The 21527-nt window shown below is 35.5% G+C and carries 18 protein-coding genes, 1 other RNA gene and 1 pseudogene; 10 read left to right on the plus strand and 10 right to left on the minus strand.

Annotation, left to right across the window (positions count from 1 at the left end; translation table 11 throughout):
- Nucleotides 1-270: 270 nt before the first annotated feature.
- The 3 genes from AACK98_RS05230 (at nucleotide 271) to AACK98_RS05240 (ending at nucleotide 2119) form a co-directional block, all read left to right on the plus strand.
- Nucleotides 271-564: a hypothetical protein gene (locus AACK98_RS05230; RefSeq protein WP_339040266.1), complete on the plus strand. Its 294-nt coding sequence runs from the start codon at nucleotides 271-273 to the stop codon at nucleotides 562-564.
- Complete coding sequence (locus tag AACK98_RS05235; protein ID WP_339040512.1) at nucleotides 533-928, plus strand: IS1 family transposase; 396 nt, start codon at nucleotides 533-535, stop codon at nucleotides 926-928. Before AACK98_RS05230 ends, AACK98_RS05235 begins: the two co-directional genes overlap by 32 nt.
- Nucleotides 929-1045: 117 nt before the next feature.
- A complete protein-coding gene (locus tag AACK98_RS05240; RefSeq protein WP_339040515.1) occupies nucleotides 1046-2119 on the plus strand; it encodes a TAXI family TRAP transporter solute-binding subunit in 1074 nt (357 codons plus the stop codon).
- Between the two features lie 331 nt (nucleotides 2120-2450).
- On the opposite strand, the gene ssrA is transcribed toward AACK98_RS05240, so the two are convergent.
- From ssrA to AACK98_RS05270, 6 genes are all read right to left on the minus strand, one after another.
- Nucleotides 2451-2942: a transfer-messenger RNA gene (gene ssrA, locus AACK98_RS05245) on the minus strand.
- A gap of 3 nt (nucleotides 2943-2945) precedes the next feature.
- Complete coding sequence (lepA, locus tag AACK98_RS05250) at nucleotides 2946-4751, minus strand: translation elongation factor 4 (protein WP_339040517.1); 1806 nt, start codon at nucleotides 4749-4751, stop codon at nucleotides 2946-2948.
- 370 nt (nucleotides 4752-5121) lie between these two features.
- A protein-coding gene (prfB, locus tag AACK98_RS05255) for a peptide chain release factor 2 (protein ID WP_339040519.1) occupies nucleotides 5122-6244 on the minus strand; the annotation gives its coding sequence in 2 pieces (ribosomal slippage) (nucleotides 5122-6171 and nucleotides 6173-6244; 1122 coding nt in all).
- 271 nt (nucleotides 6245-6515) lie between these two features.
- The gene (murA, locus tag AACK98_RS05260; RefSeq protein ID WP_339040521.1) at nucleotides 6516-7841 is read right to left on the minus strand and encodes a UDP-N-acetylglucosamine 1-carboxyvinyltransferase; all 1326 of its coding nucleotides are present in this window, start codon (nucleotides 7839-7841) and stop codon (nucleotides 6516-6518) included.
- A gap of 133 nt (nucleotides 7842-7974) precedes the next feature.
- Complete coding sequence (locus tag AACK98_RS05265; protein WP_339042611.1) at nucleotides 7975-8346, minus strand: IS1 family transposase; 372 nt, start codon at nucleotides 8344-8346, stop codon at nucleotides 7975-7977.
- Nucleotides 8250-8633: a hypothetical protein gene (locus AACK98_RS05270; RefSeq protein ID WP_339040305.1), complete on the minus strand. Its 384-nt coding sequence runs from the start codon at nucleotides 8631-8633 to the stop codon at nucleotides 8250-8252. Before AACK98_RS05270 ends, AACK98_RS05265 begins: the two co-directional genes overlap by 97 nt.
- 1922 nt (nucleotides 8634-10555) lie before the next feature.
- Here AACK98_RS05270 and rho point away from each other — a divergent pair.
- From rho to AACK98_RS05295, 5 genes and pseudogenes are all read left to right on the plus strand, one after another.
- The gene (gene rho, locus AACK98_RS05275; RefSeq protein WP_410520026.1) at nucleotides 10556-12007 is read left to right on the plus strand and encodes a transcription termination factor Rho; all 1452 of its coding nucleotides are present in this window, start codon (nucleotides 10556-10558) and stop codon (nucleotides 12005-12007) included.
- Between the two features lie 18 nt (nucleotides 12008-12025).
- Nucleotides 12026-12745 (plus strand): gamma-glutamyl-gamma-aminobutyrate hydrolase family protein, encoded by a 720-nt coding sequence (locus AACK98_RS05280; RefSeq protein ID WP_339040523.1) that lies wholly within the window; start codon nucleotides 12026-12028, stop codon nucleotides 12743-12745.
- Nucleotides 12746-13027: 282 nt separating this feature from the next.
- Nucleotides 13028-14848, plus strand: a complete 1821-nt coding sequence (locus AACK98_RS05285) for an ATP-dependent DNA helicase RecG (protein ID WP_339040525.1) — start codon at nucleotides 13028-13030, stop codon at nucleotides 14846-14848.
- 66 nt (nucleotides 14849-14914) lie between these two features.
- Nucleotides 14915-15316, plus strand: a pseudogene (gene tnpA, locus AACK98_RS05290) (IS200/IS605 family transposase); the annotation flags it as partial.
- A 110-nt stretch (nucleotides 15317-15426) separates the two neighbouring features.
- Nucleotides 15427-15654 carry a hypothetical protein gene (locus AACK98_RS05295; protein ID WP_339042615.1) on the plus strand — a complete coding sequence of 76 codons (228 nt, stop codon included), beginning with the start codon at nucleotides 15427-15429 and terminating at the stop codon, nucleotides 15652-15654.
- Nucleotides 15655-16035: 381 nt separating this feature from the next.
- Here the strand turns inward: AACK98_RS05295 and AACK98_RS08270 are convergent, their stop codons facing one another.
- Nucleotides 16036-16254, minus strand: a complete 219-nt coding sequence (locus tag AACK98_RS08270) for an AEC family transporter (protein ID WP_410519974.1) — start codon at nucleotides 16252-16254, stop codon at nucleotides 16036-16038.
- Nucleotide 16255: 1 nt separating this feature from the next.
- Nucleotides 16256-16990, minus strand: coding sequence for a hypothetical protein (locus AACK98_RS05300; RefSeq protein ID WP_339040527.1), 735 nt, complete (start codon nucleotides 16988-16990; stop codon nucleotides 16256-16258).
- Between the two features lie 509 nt (nucleotides 16991-17499).
- Here AACK98_RS05300 and AACK98_RS05305 point away from each other — a divergent pair.
- Nucleotides 17500-17883 carry a hypothetical protein gene (locus AACK98_RS05305; protein WP_339040529.1) on the plus strand — a complete coding sequence of 128 codons (384 nt, stop codon included), beginning with the start codon at nucleotides 17500-17502 and terminating at the stop codon, nucleotides 17881-17883.
- On the plus strand, nucleotides 17790-18158 hold the full coding sequence (locus AACK98_RS05310) for an IS1 family transposase (RefSeq protein WP_339042617.1): 369 nt from the start codon (nucleotides 17790-17792) through the stop codon (nucleotides 18156-18158). Before AACK98_RS05305 ends, AACK98_RS05310 begins: the two co-directional genes overlap by 94 nt.
- Nucleotides 18159-18409: 251 nt before the next feature.
- On the opposite strand, the gene AACK98_RS05315 is transcribed toward AACK98_RS05310, so the two are convergent.
- Together AACK98_RS05315 and pheT are read right to left on the minus strand one after the other, a co-directional pair.
- Nucleotides 18410-18949, minus strand: a complete 540-nt coding sequence (locus AACK98_RS05315) for an LptA/OstA family protein (RefSeq protein WP_339040531.1) — start codon at nucleotides 18947-18949, stop codon at nucleotides 18410-18412.
- Nucleotides 18946-21324 (minus strand): phenylalanine--tRNA ligase subunit beta, encoded by a 2379-nt coding sequence (gene pheT, locus AACK98_RS05320; protein ID WP_339040533.1) that lies wholly within the window; start codon nucleotides 21322-21324, stop codon nucleotides 18946-18948. Before pheT ends, AACK98_RS05315 begins: the two co-directional genes overlap by 4 nt.
- Nucleotides 21325-21527 lie beyond the last annotated feature (203 nt).

Below are 21527 nucleotides of genomic sequence, written 5' to 3' on the forward strand. Positions count from 1 at the left end.
ATTATACAGCTCTCCAATATTAATAAATTATACCAAATTCCCTAAGTTTTTTTATAGCTCTTTTTGCAGTCTAACACCAACTCTTCATTTAGGCACTGCTGGCAAAATGCCTACCTGCTGTATATTTTACTCTGCAAAAATTATTAAGAGAGTTTTCACAATTAGATAGAAGTATGATATGATCACTTTTTTAAAAACTAAAGAGTGGTTTTATGGTTTGTTGTAAGGGATGTTGCTCTGATATCTTTGTAAAGAATGGCATTGTGAGGGGTGTACAGCGTTATAAGTGCAGATCATGTTCTAAATTTTGTTGAGGGCGATCTGGGCAAGAAGCCTCAAACAGCTGTTAAGAAAGCATTATGCGTTATGCTATATAGTCTTGGTAATGGCTCTTTTTCTATGTTATGCAAGATATTAGGGCATTCGCCGTCCATAATTTATCGCTGGGTAGTAGAGGCGATGGGCAAGACTCAGGAGCCAGTTGTCTCTTCGGATATTATGGAGATGGAATTCGACGAGATGTGGCATTTTATTGGTTCAAAAAAACAAGCTTTGGATCATTAAGGCAGTTGATCGTAGTACAAGGAGAACCGTTGCCTGGGTTACAGGCAATCGTGATACTGCAACATTCCAAAAGCTCTACAACAAAGTGAGTCATCTGAAAGAATGTCATTTTTATACGGATGATTGGGATGCTTTTTCTAAAATTTTACCCAAAGAGCGTCATACAATTGGAAAGTCTGGCACAGTATGTATCGAGAGAGATAATAGCAACACGCGACATCATTTAGGCCGAATGACACGGCGCACTAAAATCGTTTCTAAAAAAGAGTCAATGGTATACGAATCCATCAAGCTTTGGTGCGCTCTTACTATTACACAAATATTCAAACAATATCAAGAACAGCTCTTATCTATCTTTATGTGAAAACTCTCAAATTTTTTATTGCATGAGTTTAGGAAACATTTAGAGTATATTAAGCTAAGCATTTTCAAGTTCATCTTGAAAAGAGCCTAATTCTTTATTCTAGATATACGGATGAGTATGCCAACTAAAAGAATTGCATTTTTGACGCTTATTTTCATATCAGTTATTGGATATAAAATTGCGGTATGTGATGATCAGAAATCTGCAGAACAAAATGTTGCGCCGCAAGATGTCACAAAAACTGCTCCTTTAGCACAAAGTTTACAAAATAATCACAGGAGATTTCCTGACGACAATAACACATTGATTGATATCTCAACAGCGTTAGCTCAAGGTGTGTATTATCCGATAGGAAGTAATATATGTAGGCTTATTAATCATAACAGGAATAAATTGCATATGGATTGCAGAGCTTTGCTAAGTGCAGGATCTTTTCGTAACTTGCAACTTTTATCAAGCGGAGAGGTGAGTTTTGCAATAGTTCAATCCGACTTAACTAGAGATGCAGTGCTGGGCTCTGGTTTATTTGCAAAACTTGGTCCAAATAATAAATTGAAGCTTGTTGCAGCATTACATGAGGAACCGCTAGTGATTGTAGTACGAGCAGAAAGTGAAATAAAGTCATTAGATGATTTGGCTGGAAAGGTCATAAATTTAGGAGAAAATATCAGTACTAACGTGAAAAATCTCACAGATTTAATCTTCAAAATCAAAGGTTGGAGCAATACTACATTCAAGCGTATTACAAATTTCAATGTGGAGGAACAGCCAGAAGCTTTGTGTAATAAGTATACAGATGTAATGCTGCTTATAGCAGGTACTCCAAATAAGATAGTGCAAAAAGTTGCAAGACTTTGTGAAGTGAGAATTATAGAAATAACAGATCCTGCCATACTTGGAGTAATCGAAAACGATGGAGTATTTATAAAAACTACTATTCCAGGTGGAGTTTATCTGGGAGTTCCAAAAGATATAGAAACTGTTGGAGTAAAAGCTGTGCTCTTAACAACTGACGCAACAAGTGAAGATTCAGTTTATAAGATAACAAAAACAATTGTGGAAAACAGTACATATCTTAAGATGATAATGCAAGCGCTAGCAAATATAGAGATAGTGAGCAGTACGTTATCAATGCAAAATATAGTGCCGTTGCATGAAGGAAGTATGAAATTCTATAATGAAAATCGATAGCTTTGTTCGTGAGTTCTGAAGCTTGAAACTTGTGTAGATTGTAAATAGTCTACCAACCGGAAGTAAAAATTTTTTGAATTGAGACAAATATTAGCATGTAGATAAGATCTTTTGTTGAAGCTAAAGGCTTCAACGTGATCAAGTGGACCTTGCGAATTTTATTAAAGAAAGTTCGTACCTAAGGCTTCAAGTAGTATGTTTTGTAGAAGTAAAAATCCATAAGGTTTTTTACAGTTTTGTTACTTTTTCTGCTAGACTTTCGGTTCATCATAATTGCTTGCATGCCAAGATAAATCCTGCACTTCTTAGAGCTATTACGGATAGATGATTTAAAGGGGTTTTTCTGTTGCCCGGAAAACCCCAAGAACCGCGCTTTGCGAAAATTAAGCAGCTAGAGCGAAAGCTCTGCTGTCGAAATTTTCGTTAGCAGGTGCAAAAACTTTATTTGCATTTACTTTTTTTGACCCATCACAGAAGGTATCATCCTGAGTAACAATTGCTTTTTTGAATACATGTCGAAGCTGTTTCACCCCCCATAAGAATTTTACATCAAGATCATTAGTTAAAATCGAAACGTAAAATAGAAAAGCAGGTCTGCACATATAGCCAAGATGCTATGAAAGCACTGCATATACTAAATTTTCACGTAATCTAAAGCTTCTAAAAATTAACTCACTTGAATGTAAAAGCGCAAAATAAGATGGTGGAGGTGTCGGGTACCGCCCCCGAGTCCAAAATATCTATTATAAGCAACACTCTATTACCATAGTCTTTTTGCAAAGACGAATGTATTTTAGCATATATTGCAGCATTCTTGAAGTGATTTTTATTTCCCATCTCCGACTTTCAAGACCGCAATAAATGCACTTTGCGGCACTTCTACACGTCCTATAGAGCGCATTTTCTTTTTTCCTTTTTTTTGCTTTTCAAGCAATTTTCTTTTACGTGTCACATCTCCACCGTAACACTTGGCCGTGACATCTTTTCTCATTGCGCTTATGGTTTCTCTTGCAATTATTTTACCACCGATTGCAGCTTGTATCGGGATTGAAAACATATGCCTTGGAATTAAATCTTTCAGTCTCAAGCAAATTTCACGACCTCTAGTTTCTGCCCGGCTTTTATGTAATATCAATGACAGCGCATCAACCACTTCTTCATTAATCAGTATACTCATTTTTATTAGGTCGCCTCTTAAGTGTTTACTGATTTCCCAATCAAAGCTTGCATAACCTCTAGAACAGGATTTCAATCTATCATAAAAATCATAAACAATTTCATTAAGTGGTAATTCATATACCACCATCACTCTATTTCCTACATATGTTATATTGTCTTGTACTCCACGTTTTTCTATACAAAGTGCAAGTACGGAACCCAAATATTCTTCTGGCACCATAATAGTAGCTTTTACCCAAGGCTCTTCTATATAATCTATATGTGTTGGATCTGGCATATCTACTGCATTATGCACGTGAACTATTTGTCCTGACCTAAGGTGTACATGATAGATTACGCTTGGAGCTGTTGTGATTATGTCAAGATCGAACTCTCTTTCAAGGCGTTCTTGTATAATTTCAAGGTGTAATAAGCCAAGAAATCCGCACCTGAAGCCGAAACCAAGCGCACCTGAGCTTTCCATTTCAAATTGAAAGCTTGCATCATTCAGCTTTAACTTAGCTAGACTATCTCGAAGAATTGGAAATTGGCCCGCATCTGTTGGATATAAACTGCAAAATACTACAGGCTGACTCTCCTTAAACCCAGGTAATGGCCCATTGCATGGATTTTTTTCATCTGTAATTGTATCTCCTACATGACAATCCGCAACTTCTCTAATTCCAGCAGTTATAAATCCAACTTCTCCAGCAACAAGTTGTTCTATCATCACCTTCTTTGGAGTGAATATACCAACACTCTCCACATTATAGGATGCGCCAGCAGCCATCATTTTGATTTTTGCACCTTTTTTTAAGACGCCATCTATAATTCTCACCAATATTACTACGCCAAGATACTGATCATACCAACTGTCGACAAGCATAGCTTTTAGTGGCAAGTCAGTAGAAGTACTAGGAGCAGGCAAAAATCGCACTATTGCTTCAAGTAGCTCAGGGATGCCCAAGCCAGTTTTCGCAGAGATTGGAATTGCGTTGGAAGTATCTAAACCTATCACATCTTCAATCTGTGATTTCACTCTATCAACGTCAGCTGCAGGTAGATCTACTTTATTTAGTGCAACTATGATTTCGTGATTGTTCTCTATAGCATTATAGACATTGGCTAGTGTTTGTGCTTCAACACCCTGGCTTGCGTCTACAACTAAGATGGAACCTTCGCAAGCAGCAAGTGATCTGCTAACCTCATATGAGAAGTCTACATGTCCAGGTGTATCTATTAGATTTAGAATATACTGCGCTCCGTCTTGAGCTTTATATTGCAATCTAACAGTTTGAGCTTTAATAGTGATTCCTCTTTCTTGCTCAATTTCCATAGAATCTAGGACTTGAGCTGTCATTTCTCTGCTTTGAAGTCCGCCACATGTTTCAATTAGACGGTCTGCAAGTGTAGATTTGCCATGATCAATATGAGCAACTATAGAGAAATTCCTAATGTTATCGATCTTTTTCATTATATTATTCTATTCTAAGCAAGCGTATAACGCTTATAAAATCTAGTGTATATCTATCATCAAAGATAGTCATTTGTATCAAAAACGATTAGTTAGTCTGTCCGTTAAAAATTTATTTGCCGCGCAAATAAATTTTTGCGAAAAATTAAATGTACAAAATTTAGCTTAGTAGCAGCTCTGCGCTAATTTTCGTATATTGCACTTAAGGCAAAGCAACTTGCGTAGACCTTTTTGGCATGATTTTCAAGTATTACTTCGTTACTTTCTTCGCAAATATATATAAATATTTGACTCAGAAATTAACTGGTACTCTAAAAAATCATGCTCTTTCAAATCCTACACACAAACACTCATGAATGCAGTACTATAGCTAATGCTCGGGATTGCTGTTATATTTCACAAAATCCCTCATAGTATGATATATAAAGTTATCGATTTTCCCATCCAATACTGCGTCTGTGTCACCTTCTTGATAAGATGTTCTGCTATCTTTTACCATTTTGTAAGGGTGCAGTACATATGATCTAATCTGATGTCCCCAGCCTATTTCAGTTTTGCTTTTATTCTGCTGATTTAATTTTTCTTCTTTAATTCGAAGCTCCAGTTCATATAGCCGTGATTTCAACATTGCCATACATTCTTCTTTGTTTCTATGTTGAGATCTGTTGTTTTGGCACCGTACTACTATCCCAGTTGGAATATGCGTAATTCTAACTGCACTATCTGTAGTATTGACATGCTGTCCACCTGCGCCAGAAGAACGATACGTGTCTATTCTAAGATCAGTTTCGTTGATAGCGACTTCTATATTGTCATCAACTACTGGGTATACATGTACGCTGGCAAAGCTAGTATGACGCTTTCCAGCACTATTAAAAGGCGATATCCTAACAAGACGGTGTACGCCACTCTCTGTTTTCAACCAGCCGTATGCATTTTCGCCTTCTATTTTTATTGTTGCAGATTTAATGCCTGCACTCTCTCCTGGCATTGAATGTACTATCGACACTTTATATTTGTGCCTTTCTGCCCATCTGGAATACATTCTAAATAGCATAGAAGCCCAGTCATCACTTTCTGTCCCTCCTGCTCCGGAATGCACTTCTAAAAATGCATCATTTTGATCTGCTTCGTGAGAGAGCATGCAATCTATTTCTTTCTCGAGAACAATCTTGCTGAGATCTTGAAGCAAAGATTCAGCTTCTGATAAAAGTTGAAGGTCAGATGCTTGCTCTGCCATATCTATTAACTCTATACATGATTTAAGATCTTGCTTGAGTGATACAACACCTTTTATTGACTTGTCTAGATAATTTCTATCTCGCAATGTGCGCCTTGCAGATTCTTGATCATCCCAAAAACCCTGCATTTCACACTTTGCATTTATATCATCGAGTTTCTTGCAAGCATTATCCCAGTCAAAGATACCTCATCAAAAATTCCAAGGAGCGCTCTATATCTGCTTTATACTTTGCTATTTCTTGTTTCGTCATACTGGCTATAAAATAAAATGTTGATTACATGGCACTGCCAGCAAAGGCACTTGCGCAGACTTTTTTGGCCTCATTTTTAAAGTATTACTTCGCTAATTTCTTCGCAAATATATAAAAGTATTTGAAGCAGAAATTAACTAGTATTCCTGCTATTCTAAACAATCATGCCATTTAAATCCTCGCTTAAATACTGTGAAGGCAGTGCCATATTGTTTTTTCTTGTAAAAGTCTAATATCAAAGCTAAGTTTGCTGTGATATAGAAAAGCAGCTTCAAGTTGGAATACGCTCTATTTCTAGATTTGTTTTTGATAGCTTATCAATGAGGTTTCCGTATCCTCTTTCTATATGAGTTGCAGCTGTCAGAATTGTTGTTCCTTCTGCAAGAGCTGCTGCTATTAAATAAGCTAATCCTGCCCTAATATCTGGCACGTCTATAGGTTCATCTATAGATGTAAGGGGTGTTGGGCCGTGTATCAATGCGCTATGCGCATAATCACAGCCTTTGTATCTACAATCCAATGAACCAAGGCACATCTTAGTAGTCTGTGTTTTAGCTCCTAGTTTGTTTAATACTTCTAAATAACCAAATCGCTGCTCATATACGGTTTCATGTATTACAGACATGCCGTTTGCTTGCGTCAAAAGTGTTGCAAAAGGCTGCTGCCAATCGGTGGAAAATCCGGGATATACATCGGTTTCGATTGTAACTGGTGATAATGCACCTTTACTATAAAATAAGATAGTTTCGGCATCAACTAGTTGGTAACTACCGCCAATTTGGTTATAATATGAAAGAAAATTTCCTAATAGCTCAGGTCTTATGCCGCTTACTTCGATTTTTCCTCCAGAAGCGCATGCAAGAGATGCCCATGATGCCGCTTCTATACGGTCTCCTATGGCGTGAATATTAGTCTTACGTAGCTTTTTTACACCATAGATAGTGAGATTTCTGCCTGAATCCAAAAAAATCTCAGCGCCCATTGATCTTAGCATTGTAATGAGCTGTATGATTTCTGGTTCTATTGCGATATTTCTAATCACACTAGTACCTTTTGCAAGTACACCAAGAAATAAACAGGTTTCAGTTGCTCCAACAGATGGGTATGGAAGTGTTATATGAGTGCTTTTTAATCCATTTGGCGCATAAGCAGAATATTTGGAATCAGTACTTTCGATTGTTGCTCCAAATTTTATTATAGCATCTATATGGAAGTCTACATTCCTCTTGCCGATCTCGTCACCTCTAACTGTTGGAACATCTGCCTGCCCAAACCTATGAAGAAGTATGCCCAAAAGCAATATAGGGATTCTATTACTCTTTGAATCGGGCAAAGTAACGATATGCGAATCAAGATTTCTGGAATCAATTTGTATCGTAGAGCTATCTTTCCAAGTTACCTCTGCTCCTATCGATTTTATGAGTAGTTCAGTTATTTCTACATCACCAATTCTTGGAATATTATTAAGCGTAACTATATCGTTACACAAAAGCGCAGCAACCATCGCTTTTGTAGCGAAGTTCTTCGCACCCATACAAGTGATTTGTCCAGATATTGGTAGTCCACCATTTATTCTGTAACTAATGTTGCTTTGCACTAACCGATCTCAAAATTTTTCTAAAAACAATGGTATTATAAATGTCATATGGTAAGTATACAAGAGAATTCTGAGTAATATGTTGCAAGTAACGTATTGATAGTTATGCTTTTATAAGCTTATTTGAGAGTTTTCACATAAAGATAGATAAGAGCTGTTCTTGACATTGTTTGAATATTTGTGTAATAGTAAGAGCGCACCAAAGCTTGATGGATCCGTATACCATTGACTCTTTTTTAGAAACGATTTTAGTGCGCCGTGTCACTCGGCATAAATGATGTCGCGTGTTGCTATTATCTCTCTCGATACATACTGTGCCAGACTTTCCAATTGTATGACGCTCTTTGGGTAAAATTTTAGAAAAAGCATCCCAATCATCCGTATAAAAATGACATTCTTTCAGATGACTCACTTTGTTGTAGAGCTTTTGGAATGTTGCAGTATCACGATTGCCTGTAACCCAGGCAACTGTTCTCCTTGTACTACGATCAACTGCCTTAATGATCCAAAGCTTGTTTTTTTTGAACCAATAAAATGCCACATCTCGTCGAATTCCATCTCCATAATATCCGAAGAGACAACTGGCTCCTGAGTCTTGCCCATCGCCTCTACTACCCAGCGATAAATTATGGACGGCGAATGCCCTAATATCTTGCCTAACATAGAAAAAGAGCCATTACCAAGACTATATAGCATAACGCATAATGCTTTCTTAACAGCTGTTTGAGGCTTCTTGCCCAGATCGCCCTCAACAAAATTTAGAACATGATCTGCACTTATAACGCTGTACACCCCCTCACAATGCCATTCTTTACAAAGATATCAGAGCAACATCCCTTACAACAAACCATAAAACCACTCTTTAGTTTTTAAAAAAGTGATCATATCATACTTCTATCTAATTTGTGAAAACTCTCGCTTATTTTTAGTGTCTGCAAAACTTATCTACTTGATCTTTTTGTAAAATTCAGTAAGACTTACGTCTGTAGTACCGCGTAATGATTAGTGTTGTGATTTTTCATGTGTTCTATATCCCATGTTCTGCTGGTTGCATATGTTGTTTTTTTGTTATATTTAGGAGACATGTCACTGGCCTCTTGTTTTTTAGGAGATACAAAGCTGGTTTATGACTGGTGAAAGTATAGGTATGTGTACTTTTGTTGTTCGGAGTGTACTGCCAGTTACTACGACATAAGTTCTCAGGTTTTGTTCTTTACATGTGCTCTTGCCTTGCGCATGTGCGCATTGTCTTTGATAAACTGAAATGTTCAGGACTTCTAGTTTTTTGCCTGTTTCTCTCAGCTTTAAGTAATGATTGAATTCTCAAGAACTACTCAATCTGAAAGTGTGGGTCTTTGAATTTTTTGCATTGTACTTGAAAGTAGTTTTACTTTCTAATATGGATGGTGTAGTGTGCTGAAAGCTTTGGAAGTTTGGGTTAAGAGTGTATTGGGAGTGGGTGCGTGAACTTTATCGGTTGGCAAGTAAGTTCCTTGTTTTATTGTAGGTAATAAATTGTGCAACAATTTTTGAAGAATTAGATGAGCAGTCAAGGACTTTAGCTCATTGCATTGATTGTACATTAGACCTCTTGCATAACCTGTTCCAAACTGTGATTTGATTGTCACTAAAACATAAAAACACTCACGTGGATCATTGTTTGGTGACGTTTTGCAAAAATCTACTCTATAAGAATTTCTACCTCAGAATGAGGTTATGCAAGAGGTCTATTTACTCACTTGTGTTAGATTTTGGACTTTATCTATTGACCTTGATTTAGGTTAGTTTATATGACGTTTGTCGTGATCTTTGCTGAGCATGAGCTTTTGCTTGTCTATATTTCTAATCTTGTTCTAGGTGTGTCTTGCTGAGTTTCTTTAAAAAATGTTTGTTAAATAAGTTGGGTATTAGGGGGATGGTTGTAAGTATCTGACTTTTTGTGTAGAGACCCATTTTTGTAGATCTGTTTAGATATGATAATTCATTTCTTTCAGAGTGTTGTCCGTAATGCTTATGGTTATACTACTTATGGTTTTTACTTTGGTGATTTAACTGCTTTTATTGGCGATAAATCATAGTGTATCCTTAGTTTTTTGTACTGTGAATTTTATGAAAGCTGTACAAAATCTAATATGATATACACTGCTTACTTTGCACAAAATTCTTTTTGTCTCTCTTTTTGTAAAAATGCTCTTGGTTTGTAACGCGGTTATTTAAACGCAGCATTAATACTTGAGTGTGTTTTCATCTCTTTGGGAGATTTTTGTGCTTTTTATTACAATATTATGAATTATTAAAATTAATAGAATTAATAGCTTATGCATACAAAAAATTGGCGTCATCCTAAAGTCCCTGTTGCTCAGATGTGCGATAATCAAGATTTATTAGAAGAGTCTAGCTTTTTAGGTTTGAATCAGGATCAGGGTGCTCAACAAATGTTTATCTCAAATATAATAAACAATAATGAAGAGGGTGAAGACATGCCAAAAGTTGAGGATCTGAGAACTACTTCTAAGAAGAGAGAAGGTTCATCACTTAAGAGAACAGGGCGTTTCCATGATTCTAGAAATAATAAGCAAACTCAAGATCGTTCAGAACAGAGTGCTTCATCTGATGTTTTAGATTCAAAGAATCAAGGAGTGCAGACAAAACTAGGATATGATTTCGGTGAAAGTCAGCAAGATTATAGTGAAGTACAAGTATGTGAGAATAATATGAATGCGACAAATGACGCGAGTGATAAGAAAGAAACATTAGGAATTCAAAACAGCAAAATCGGTGTTTTGGATTTAACAAGGAGTAAGTCTGAGACTAGGAGATGGACAGATGCTTCAAGTAGAGCAAGTGTTGATAGAAGTAGTGCAGCATATGATGGTAACAACAATAATCAAGCACAAAAAACAATCGTTAACCTTAAGGATGTGAAAAATAAAACTCCTGAAGAGCTTTTAAATCTTGCCGAGTCTTTGAAAATAGAAAATCCCAGTTATTTGCAAAAGCATGATTTAGTTTTCACAATTTTAAAAGTTTTAGCAGATCAAGGAGCCGTAATAGTTGGTGATGGTATGCTTGAAATACTGCAAGATGGATACGGATTTTTAAGATCTTCTGAAGCAAATTATGTACCAGGGCCAGATGATATATATGTTTCTCCAATTCAGATAAAAAAGTTTGCACTAAGAACAGGTGATACAATAATTGGTCCAATAAGAGCTCCTAAGAAAGGAGAAAGGTATTTTGCACTAACTAACATACATGTATTAACTGGACTTGAAATATCAAAAAATAGACACAGAGTTCACTTTGATGATTTAACTCCAATATATCCAATGAAACAAATTAAGTTGGAAACTGATTCTCAAACCAAAGATTTAAGCTGTAGAATAATAGATATAGTCGCACCTCTTGGCAGAGGCCAAAGAGCAATTATTGTTGCGCCACCAAGAACTGGTAAGACTATTTTGATGCAAAATATATCGCATTCAATTAGTACAAATTATCCTGAAATCTCTCTGATAGTGCTTTTGATTGGTGAGCGTCCTGAGGAAGTCACAGATATGTCAAGATCAGTACGAGGTGAGGTAGTAAGTTCTACATTTGATGAGCCTTCTTATAGACATGTGCAGCTTGCTGAAATGGTAATAGAGAAAGCTAAAAGAATGGTTGAGCGTAAGAAAGATGTTGTGATATTGCTTGATTCTATCACAAGGCTTGCTAGAGCTTATAACGATGTAGTGCCGTCTTCCGGTAAGGTTTTGAGTGGTGGTGTTGATTCAAATGCACTGCAGAAGCCAAAGAGACTTTTTGGTGCTGCTAGAAATACGGAAGAGGGCGGTTCGCTGACTATTATAGCAACTGCTTTGATAGAAACAGGCTCTCGTATGGACGAAGTCATCTTTGAAGAATTCAAAGGAACTGGTAACTTAGAGATAGTGCTTGATAGAAAGATATCAGATAAGAGAATATTTCCTGCTATTGATATTACAAAATCTGGAACCAGAAAAGAAGATCTTTTAGTTGATAGATCAATACTCTCTAAAATGTGGGTTTTAAGGCGTGTGATGAATACAATGGGAGCAACTGAATCAATAGAGTTCTTGAATGATAAATTGCGTTATCACAAAAACAATCATGATTTCTTTGAGCAAATGAATATGCAAAAATAATGAGGGAATGCTTTGCAGATGCTAAAAAGACCTTTAGTTGGTATTACAGTGGATAGTTGTAAAGGTGATCAGAATGCTTACTCTAATTATTCATATTATGCTCTGCGTGAGTTTTATTCAAATGCAGTAGTTGAATGTGGCGCTATACCGCTGATTATCCCCTATGATATTACTGCTGCTGGCGAGTATTCAACGCTGCTTGATGGGCTTGTGATCACAGGTGGAAATTTTGACATAGACCCAAAGTATTACAATCAGAATGTGACAAGTAATAGAGTGACTATAAATGAACGGCGTACAGCATTTGAATATGCAATTCTAAAAGAAATGCTTGCACGGAAAAAATCTATATTTGGAATATGTGGTGGGCATCAATTAATAAATGTCTTTTTTGGTGGCACCTTGATTCAGCACATACCGGATTCTGTAAAGAATTGTATAGAGCATGAACAAAAAACTCCTAAGCATCTTACAAGCCATGGAGTAAATGTTGCTAGTAACACAATTTTGAGCAATATTTTAGGCACTGATGCTTTTAAGGTAAATAGTTCTCATCACCAAGCAGTGGATAAGTTAGGTGCAGGTTTAATAGCAAGCGCTTTTGCAGAAGATTCAGTAATAGAAGCAATAGAGCATGTGGAACACAAATTTTGTGTAGGAGTACAATGGCATCCAGAATTTTTGACAACAGGTGAAGATAGGAAGTTATTTACTGCTTTTATATCTAGTTGTGTTTAAAAGAAAACGGTAAGAATATTTTTAGGTGCTTATACAAATCTTGGATCTTTATCTTTGCTAAGGTAAAAAGTATGTGCCAGAAGTCTCAGAAGAGGCATGAAATGATATCTAGGGTGTCAAAATAGCGCTTACAAATACATGATTAGCATTTTTAAAGGCACAAATTTTGCAAGGTATTACGAGTATAGTTGAGTAGATTACTTAAATCCTTCATGACGCAGAGGTCTTAATAAAAAATTTTTCAGAATGAGAAAAGATATTTTAGACTTTTTAAATACGCCAGTGAGCAGCCTGCACCGAATTGGGGATTTTAGAGCTAAGCAATTCGAAAGAATAAAGTGTGTTTACTTAAAAGATTTGGTTACATACTTGCCAATAGATTTTGTGAAGAAGTTGATTTCCCCTAACTTATCTAAGATTAATAGGAAGTGCTATATTGCAACTATAGTCAATATTGACTATTTTAGTAACAAAGCGAATAACTTATCATCTAATTTTTTTCATAATAAAACAGGTAAAAGAGTTCTTTGTATAAATTGCTCAAATGAAAGTGGCCATTTACAGCTTATATACTTTCATAATCCACCTCAAAGCATAAAAAACATTTTAAAAATAGGAAGTGACATCTTTGTTAGTGGAAAACTGACTATAAATGCTGGGAAGCTTCAAGTAGTGCATCCTGATATAGTAGATCTTCCAAAAAGAATAGAGCAAATATCGGAAGTAGAGTCTATATACAGCGCAACAAAAAACTTAAGTTCTAGAATAATAAGCTATGCTGTAAACGAAGCTCTGAATCAGATGCCAGAATTTCCAGAGTTGATACCTATAGATTTATTGAAAAGCAACAATTGGCCTGCAATGAAAGAAGCGTTTAATCTTTTGCATCATCCTGGAAGATTAGTTATGCAACAGGATGTTGAAAAGGCAAAAGAGCGGCTTGCATTTGATGAATTACTTGTGGAACAAGCGAGACTTCAGATATGCCGCAGCAATTATTTAAAGAAATCTAAACGCGCGCGCGCGTTTAATAATAGAAGAGAGTTATATAGCAGGCTAAAAGAAATACTTCCATTTTCTCTCACAGATTCACAAGCAGAAGTAATAAATGAGATTTTTGAATCTCAAGAATCTGGTAATAGAATGGTGAGACTTTTGCAAGGAGATGTTGGAAGTGGTAAAACGCTGGTTGCATTCTGTGCTTGTATTAATGCTATAGAAAATGGTTATCAAGCAGCTTTTGCTGCGCCTACTACAATACTTGCAAAGCAGCATTTTGAAAATCTAAAAGGTTTTGCAGAAGAACTTGGTGTAAGAATTGGGCTTTTGATAGGTGACCAGAGCATTGCGGATAAAAGAAGAAGTTATGAGATGGTGGCAAACGGTGAAATTCAACTGATTATAGGAACTCATGCGATTTTGCAGCCAAATGTAGTATTTAAAGATCTAAATCTTGTTGTGATAGATGAACAACATAGATTCGTAGTAGAGCAACGGATGAGTTTAATCAATAAGGGAGATAAATCCGATATATTGATGTTATCAGCAACTCCAATACCAAGGACCATGACACTTATTCAATATGGTGACATGGATATTTCTATATTGCGTCACAAGCCATCGAAAAGAAAGCCGATAATCACTACATTACTTTCTAAAGGAAAAATAGAACAATTGCTTAGTAGAATTTCTGAGATAATAAGTAAAAATCAAAAAGTATATTGGATTTGTCCGCTTATAGAGGAATCGGAAAAGCTAGATCTTGCAAATGCTGTGAAGAGATATGAAATGCTAAGTGAAATTTTTCCTACTAGCTTAGTGCACAGCAGAGTTGCGCAACAAGCGCAAGAAGAGATAATGCAGGATTTTAAAGATGAAAATGGCAGGGCAAAAATTTTAGTTGCTACGACTGTTATAGAAGTTGGTGTTGATGTACAATCTGCGTCTGTAATAGTGATAGAAAATCCAGAGAGGTTTGGGCTTGCTCAGCTTCATCAATTAAGAGGTAGAGTAGGTAGAAATGATCTTCAGTGTTATTGTGTGTTGCTTTATGTAGTTATATGTGATACTATTAACACCCTCGCCTTTAGGCGAACACTTTAGTATTAGTTATCTAGGAAATGTGCTAAGGGAGGACGAATGGAATATAGGAGATGATCCCACAGCCTATATGACCTAAAGTATCATATAGTATTTTGTACTAAGTATAGGTATAGAGTTTTAACTGGGCAAGTTGCGATTAGAACTAGGGAAGTAATCCGAGAAATACGTGCTGCTAATTACATAAATATAATTAGTGGCAGTATGAGTCCTGATCACGTACATATATTAGCATTGGTTCCGCCTAGTATATCAATATCTAAAGCTGTGCAATATATTAAAGGTATAAGTAGTCGTAAGTTGCTACAGGAATTTGCACTGCTCCGTAAGCGGTATTGGGGACAACATCTTTGGGCCAGAGGGTATTTTGTTGTGACAGTTGGCAATGTGAATTCAGAAGAAGTGCAAAAATATATAGAACAGCATGAGGAACATCACAAAAAAGATGATTTTAGAATATCAGAGTTTTAGCGTTTACGCTTTTAATCTGCTTTGCAAGCGTTACACAAACTACCGCGCTTTAGCCGGTAGTAATTGATGGGAATGCACTTTCTGAAGTTTCTCTTCAGCGTTTAAAGATAATAAAAAATTGTGACGACGGTTTTGAGATTGCAGAGCAAGATTTAATGCTTAGAGGTGGCGGTAGGGTATTGAGTAATCAGCAGAGTGGTTTGCCTGAATTTAAAGTTTTAAATTTGGAAAAGCACGGGCATTTTATAGAATCCGCTGTAAAACTTGCAAGAGAGCTAGTGGCTGCAGAAAGATATGAGGAAATTAATACGCTGAGTTGTTTGTTTAATAAAACGTAAGATTTAAATAGCGCGAGTTGCCAATTAATATTAAGCATCTAAGCTATTAATTACCGGCAATGCGGATCAATAGATCGTTCATAAAATCATCCAAAACAGTACCTTGATGCAAAAACCTTTTGCATATTTTATTTTTGTTTATTTGCAAAACCCTCAAGCAACATATAGGGCCCTAAAATCTGCCACACAGCAAGCAATTAATTGGCAACTCGCGTTAAATAATTTTATGCTTGTGAGCCTTAAAAAATTAATGAAGCTAAAGTGTTTTGTTATTTAGTGCGTGCGCCAAAAGTCTCGGAACAAGCATGAAATAGTGCTCCGAGTGTCAAAATAGCGCAGTGCTATATATTTAAGCTAAAGAAAAATGCTGTGCTTTAGAAATTATGTTTTGCAATGTGGAATCCAGTCATAAGCAAACCCTATGATTGATATTATATATAAAAGGCCTATCACAGTTCCTAGTAATACTGTGGTTGCAGCTTCCTCTTGATGATGATCATATAAAAGTGCAAACAATACGGTATTCATTGCAGGTGGCATTGTGAACAGTAAAATAATCATCTTATGAATTTCATCTGGATATATATGTAATAAAAACACGTCAAGAGCTACTATTAAAAATCCTATAGCAGGAAATACTATGTATTTTGCAGAAAGAACGGAAAAAAAGAAATGAAAAATCAAATTTAAGTGATTTAACTGATGATAAGCTTATGCCTAATAGTAACATTCCCATAATTATATATGCACCTTGTATATTGGTCATAGTATTCTGTATGGGCTCTGGTAATACAAGATCAAAGTAATTTAATATCAAACCAAAGCAAAAAGCGTAGATAATAGGTAGTTTGAAAATGTGGAAAAATGCTCGTATTTTGCTACACTTACCGAGTGCAAGTACATAGATTCCAACGGTGAATTCATAAAGAGCTATTCCTTGAGCACTAGCTATATATACTGCAACGACTGGATCTTCAAAAATTGAAGAAGCGATTGGAAGACCAAAGTATCCAGAGTTACAAGCTCCAGAAGCATATCCTAGTAAGCCGGCTCTCTTAGCTCCATTCTTACCCTTACATAATTTTTTTGATACAAGAAAATATATCGTGCAGACCAAAGATGATAGGCAGAATACCATAACTGGCAAAAATAGATAAACTCCGCTCATCTCGATGTTTAAGCCAGCGCGAAAGAAAATTACTGGGTTTAGGATGTAGAATAAAATCGGTAGAAGGTTTTTGGGGCTTATGTTGCTCATCTTGCCGCATATAAAGCCAAAGACAGACAATGTTAGTAAAGAAGCTGCACGTAATAAAATGTCTGCTGTGTTTAGCATATTGGTGCATGAAAATAAATGTGAGTTATATACTTAGTCATACTTTTCAAAATTAGCGCCTTTAAAAAAACACTCATGATATTTTGTAACTGCTCTGTTAACTAAGTTATTGTATAAGTCTTTTTTGCTTAATGTTTCATATTACTTCGTTAGTTTTTTTGCAAAGATATAAAAGTATTAGGCGCATAAATTAATTAATACTTTGAAAGTGCACTTACTTGAGCGCAGTGCTACACATACGCACGCGTTCTTCCTAGCTCTTTTTGAAGTCTAACTATGTGTAGAAGTCAAGATTTGATCTTACAGACAGTTATAAATTTTATATCTGCTTGTCAGTTAAGTTTTGACTGTCAGATATGTAACTGAGATACAAGATTTCATTATTCGAGAGTTTTCACAATTAGATAGAAGTATGATATGATCACTTTTTTAAAAACTAAAGAGTGGTTTTATGGTTTGTTGTAAGGGATGTTGCTCTGATATCTTTGTAAAGAATGGCATTGTGAGGGGTGTACAGCGTTATAAGTGCAGATCATGTTCTAAATTTTGTTGAGGGCGATCTGGGCAAGAAGCCTCAAACAGCTGTTAAGAAAGCATTATGCGTTATGCTATATAGTCTTGGTATGGGCTCTTTTTCTATGTTATGCAAGATATTATGGCATTCGCCGTCCATAATTTATCGCTGGGTAGTAGAGGCGATGGGCAAGACTCAGGAGCCAGTTGTCTCTTCGGATATTATGGAGATGGAATTCGACGAGATGTGGCATTTTATTGGTTCAAAAAAAACAAGCTTTGGATCATTAAGGCAGTTGATCGTAGTACAAGGAGAACAGTTGCCTGGGTTACAGGCAATCGTGATACTGCAACATTCCAAAAGCTCTACAACAAAGTGAGTCATCTGAAAGAATGTCATTTTTATACGGATGATTGGGATGCTTTTTCTAAAATTTTACCCAAAGAGCGTCATACAATTGGAAAGTCTGGCACAGTATGTATCGAGAGAGATAATAGCAACACGCGACATCATTTATGCCGAATGACACGGCGCACTAAAATCGTTTCTAAAAAAGAGTCAATGGTATACAGATCCATCAAGCTTTGGTGCGCTCTTACTATTACACAAATATTCAAACAATATCAAGAACAGCTCTTATCTATCTTTATGTGAAAACTCTCAATTTTTTATGTATTTTGTACGTTTCTGTGCACCATATCATTGTGCATGTCTTTCTTGCCTAGGCACTGCGCTCAAGTAAGTACACGCGCGGATTTTAAGTGCATGATTTTTTAGAGTACAAATGAATTTTTAAGTTTTCTTTTCAGATTTTTGAGTATTTTAGCACATAAATTTTTCATGCTATAAACAATGAGAGCGTATATTCTTCACAACCATACCCATGCGCTTAAAATAGGAAGTACCTATGACCAAGTACCACGACTCTCTATTTGACAAAAAAATATTTGTAAATTTTGAGTATTCATATTATATATCGCTTTCAAAGCTTTGATAGTATTGTTTTTTTCAGTGAAAATAACATTTCCTTCAAGATTCACTATACCACTAACAATATCGTATGTACCGTAATCACTAACTAACTGTTTATCATCCAAGTATATCATCACACCATTTTCTAAAGTGAATTTATTTAAATTCTTATACATTAAAAATCCAAATCCACCACTAGCACCAGAAAATCCTTTGCAGAAAATCTGAATCTTATCCGCCATTAAAGTAATATTTTTTAACTTAACTTGCGCCCTTCCACTTAAAATCACCTTTGTATCTTTTGTATAAACAAGCATTTGTTCAGCGCTCATATATACATTAGAATTATTAACCTCTTGAGCAAAAACTGCAAACACTTGCTTATTTTTTAATGTTATACTTTGCGATTCCCAACCCATCACATCAAATGCAACAAAAAGCTGCATCACAAGTATGGTCAAGAATACCCTCATCCCCTTATTACCCCACCTATTTTTTGTGAGATTTTTGCTATTATACTAGTAGAGATTTCCTCTATTTCATGATCAACTAAAGTTTTTTGATCAGATTGCATCTTAACATTGATAGCTACAGATTTTTTTCCATCAGGAAGTCCATGCCCACAATATATGTCAAATAACTCTATATCCCTTATCAAAGTATTCTTCAATTCATTAATTGCCTGAACTACTTCTTGAACTGGTAGATCAGCATCTATCAAGAATGCGAAATCTCTACTCACTGTTTGATAATCTGATAAAGTGGGACAAGTAAACTTACTTTTTGAAGTTGGAATATTTTCTTCGAATATTTCAAAGCACATAATTGGAATTTTTATATCAAATTCTTTAGCTATTTTAGGATGTAATTGACCGCAGTAGCCAAGCGCATTATTTCCTATAGAAAATAATGCACTTTTTGTAGGATGATAATAACATGGAGTATTTCTTGATATAGATATATTCTTAATATTCATTCCAACTGATTCCAGTAGCGCCAATAAATCACTTTTTACATCATAAAAATCCCAACTACGTCGCTTTTCATATAAAGATCTAGATCCAGCAAACCCTGCTCTCACACCTGTTATCATTAAATTTTCTCTTACTTGATCATCTTGAATCTTATAAGCATTGCCTATTTCAAACATTGCAATATTATCGAAATCTCTAGCAATGTTTTTTTGTACCGCAAGCAACATCCCAATTAATAAAGTAGGACGCATAGTACTCAAATCCACAGATATAGGATTTGCTATCTGCATACAATCATCAAATCCAAGCGCATTACAAAACCTTTCATGAACAAAAGACCACGTGATAACTTCATTAAGCTGCTTTGAAAGTAATATGGATTTATACCTATTTATCTTTGTAAGATGCTCATTTCTATAAAGAGAACTAATATCACAATCATTAGAAGCTGCTATAGGCTTCAATGGCAGTTTATCAACTCCATAAATTCTTATAATTTCTTCTGCTATATCCTCTATAATCTTTATATTTCCCAACCTCCAAGATGGAATAGCTATGTTTTCACCTTTTACAACAAACCCAAGTCTGGATAATATTTCCGCACAATGCTCTCTAGAAAGATTCAGCCCTGTTATATCTAATATCTTTTGATAATCAAAATAAATAAATTTTACATATTCACTTTTAGTTCCTTTAAAAATAATAGGTTCATAAGCAACGCCACCGCACTCTGCCAATATTTTCCAAGTAATACCATTCGTAAACAAATCTGCATTATCTTCATCAACCTTGCGTTCAAACCTAAATCTTGAGTCCGTTACTATATTTAAAGCTCTACCAGATTTTATAACAGCACTACTTTTAAAATTTGCAATTTCTAATAATATATTTTTTGTATCATGATCTACCTTGCTCAGTTCTCCACCTATTACACCAGCAACTGCCAAAACTTTAACATCATCTGCTATGACCGTTAGCCCTTGTGGTAATTCATATTCGCAGCCACCAAGTGCTATAAATTTTTCTCCATCCTTAGATGTACGAACTTTAATCACACCTTCAATTTTATCTGCATCATATGCGTGGCTTGGTCTACCAAAGCTCATCATCATAAAATTTGATATATCTACTACTGTATTCTTATTGCTATACCCAATAGACCTTAACAGACTATTTTCTTTTTTATCGTGATTCGATATTCCTTCAATATATTGCAAAAGAAATTCAGTAACATTTTCTTTGTCTTCTACTTCTAAGCTGAAATTAGGCATCGTCTCAACAGATCGAAAGCTAGAACGCTGCACAGTTTTTAATGTCCCAACACAAGCAGCAGAGAGTTCTCTTGCAATACCATATACACTTGCACAATCTCCGCGGTTAGGAGTAAGTGCTATTTCAAAAACCACATCATCAAGACCGAAGTAAGTTGCAAATTCTTGCCCTATAGTAGCAGTTTCTGGCAACTCAATTATACCAGCATTATCTTTTTCATCTAGTAGAAGCTCAGAGGCACTGCAAAGCATTCCATTACTTTCAACAGATCTAATGACTGACTTCTTGATTTGCATCTTATTAAACGGAACTATTGCACCAACCTTAGCAAGCACAACCTTTATCCCAGCTCTTGCGTTCTCTGCACCACACACTACTTGAAATTTGTTTATTCCATCATTTACTGTACAAACTTTTAGTTTATCAGCGTTTGGATGAGGTATTGTTGACTCTATCTCTGCTATGCAAAAATTTTTATAATGCTCTCCTATATCCTCAAACGATTCCACTTCAAACCCGATATTTGTAAGTGTTGATGTAATTTTCTCAGGACTTTCTGACGTTATAAGATATTCTTTTAGCCAATAAAAAGTAAACTTCATATTTTTGATGATTTATTGATATTTATAATTCAAATCTGCACGATCGCCACTATTGAATCGCGAATATAGCGATATAATATAATTTTATAGATACAAAATTGATCTAATACTTATCCCCATATTAACTAATAATTTTTGATGTAAAGTTTCCATCTAAATATAGTATTTAATTAACAGTGCTATATAAAAACACCACGATTATT

Origin of the sequence: Candidatus Lariskella endosymbiont of Hedychridium roseum, assembly GCF_964020185.1 — a bacterium.
In the GTDB taxonomy this organism is placed as follows: domain Bacteria; phylum Pseudomonadota; class Alphaproteobacteria; order Rickettsiales; family Midichloriaceae; genus Lariskella.

Bases quoted from the DNA above. Each gene is read 5' to 3' on its own strand.
- AACK98_RS05315 (WP_339040531.1), bottom strand. From the start codon at position 18,949: ATGAGGGTATTCTTGACCATACTTGTGATGCAGCTTTTTGTTGCATTT.
- lepA (WP_339040517.1), bottom strand. From the start codon at position 4,751: ATGAAAAAGATCGATAACATTAGGAATTTCTCTATAGTTGCTCATATT.
- AACK98_RS05300 (WP_339040527.1), bottom strand. From the start codon at position 16,990: ATGCTAAACACAGCAGACATTTTATTACGTGCAGCTTCTTTACTAACA.
- AACK98_RS05240 (WP_339040515.1), top strand. From the start codon at position 1,046: ATGCCAACTAAAAGAATTGCATTTTTGACGCTTATTTTCATATCAGTT.
- pheT (WP_339040533.1), bottom strand. From the start codon at position 21,324: ATGAAGTTTACTTTTTATTGGCTAAAAGAATATCTTATAACGTCAGAA.
- rho (WP_410520026.1), top strand. From the start codon at position 10,556: ATGAATGCGACAAATGACGCGAGTGATAAGAAAGAAACATTAGGAATT.
- AACK98_RS05280 (WP_339040523.1), top strand. From the start codon at position 12,026: ATGCTAAAAAGACCTTTAGTTGGTATTACAGTGGATAGTTGTAAAGGT.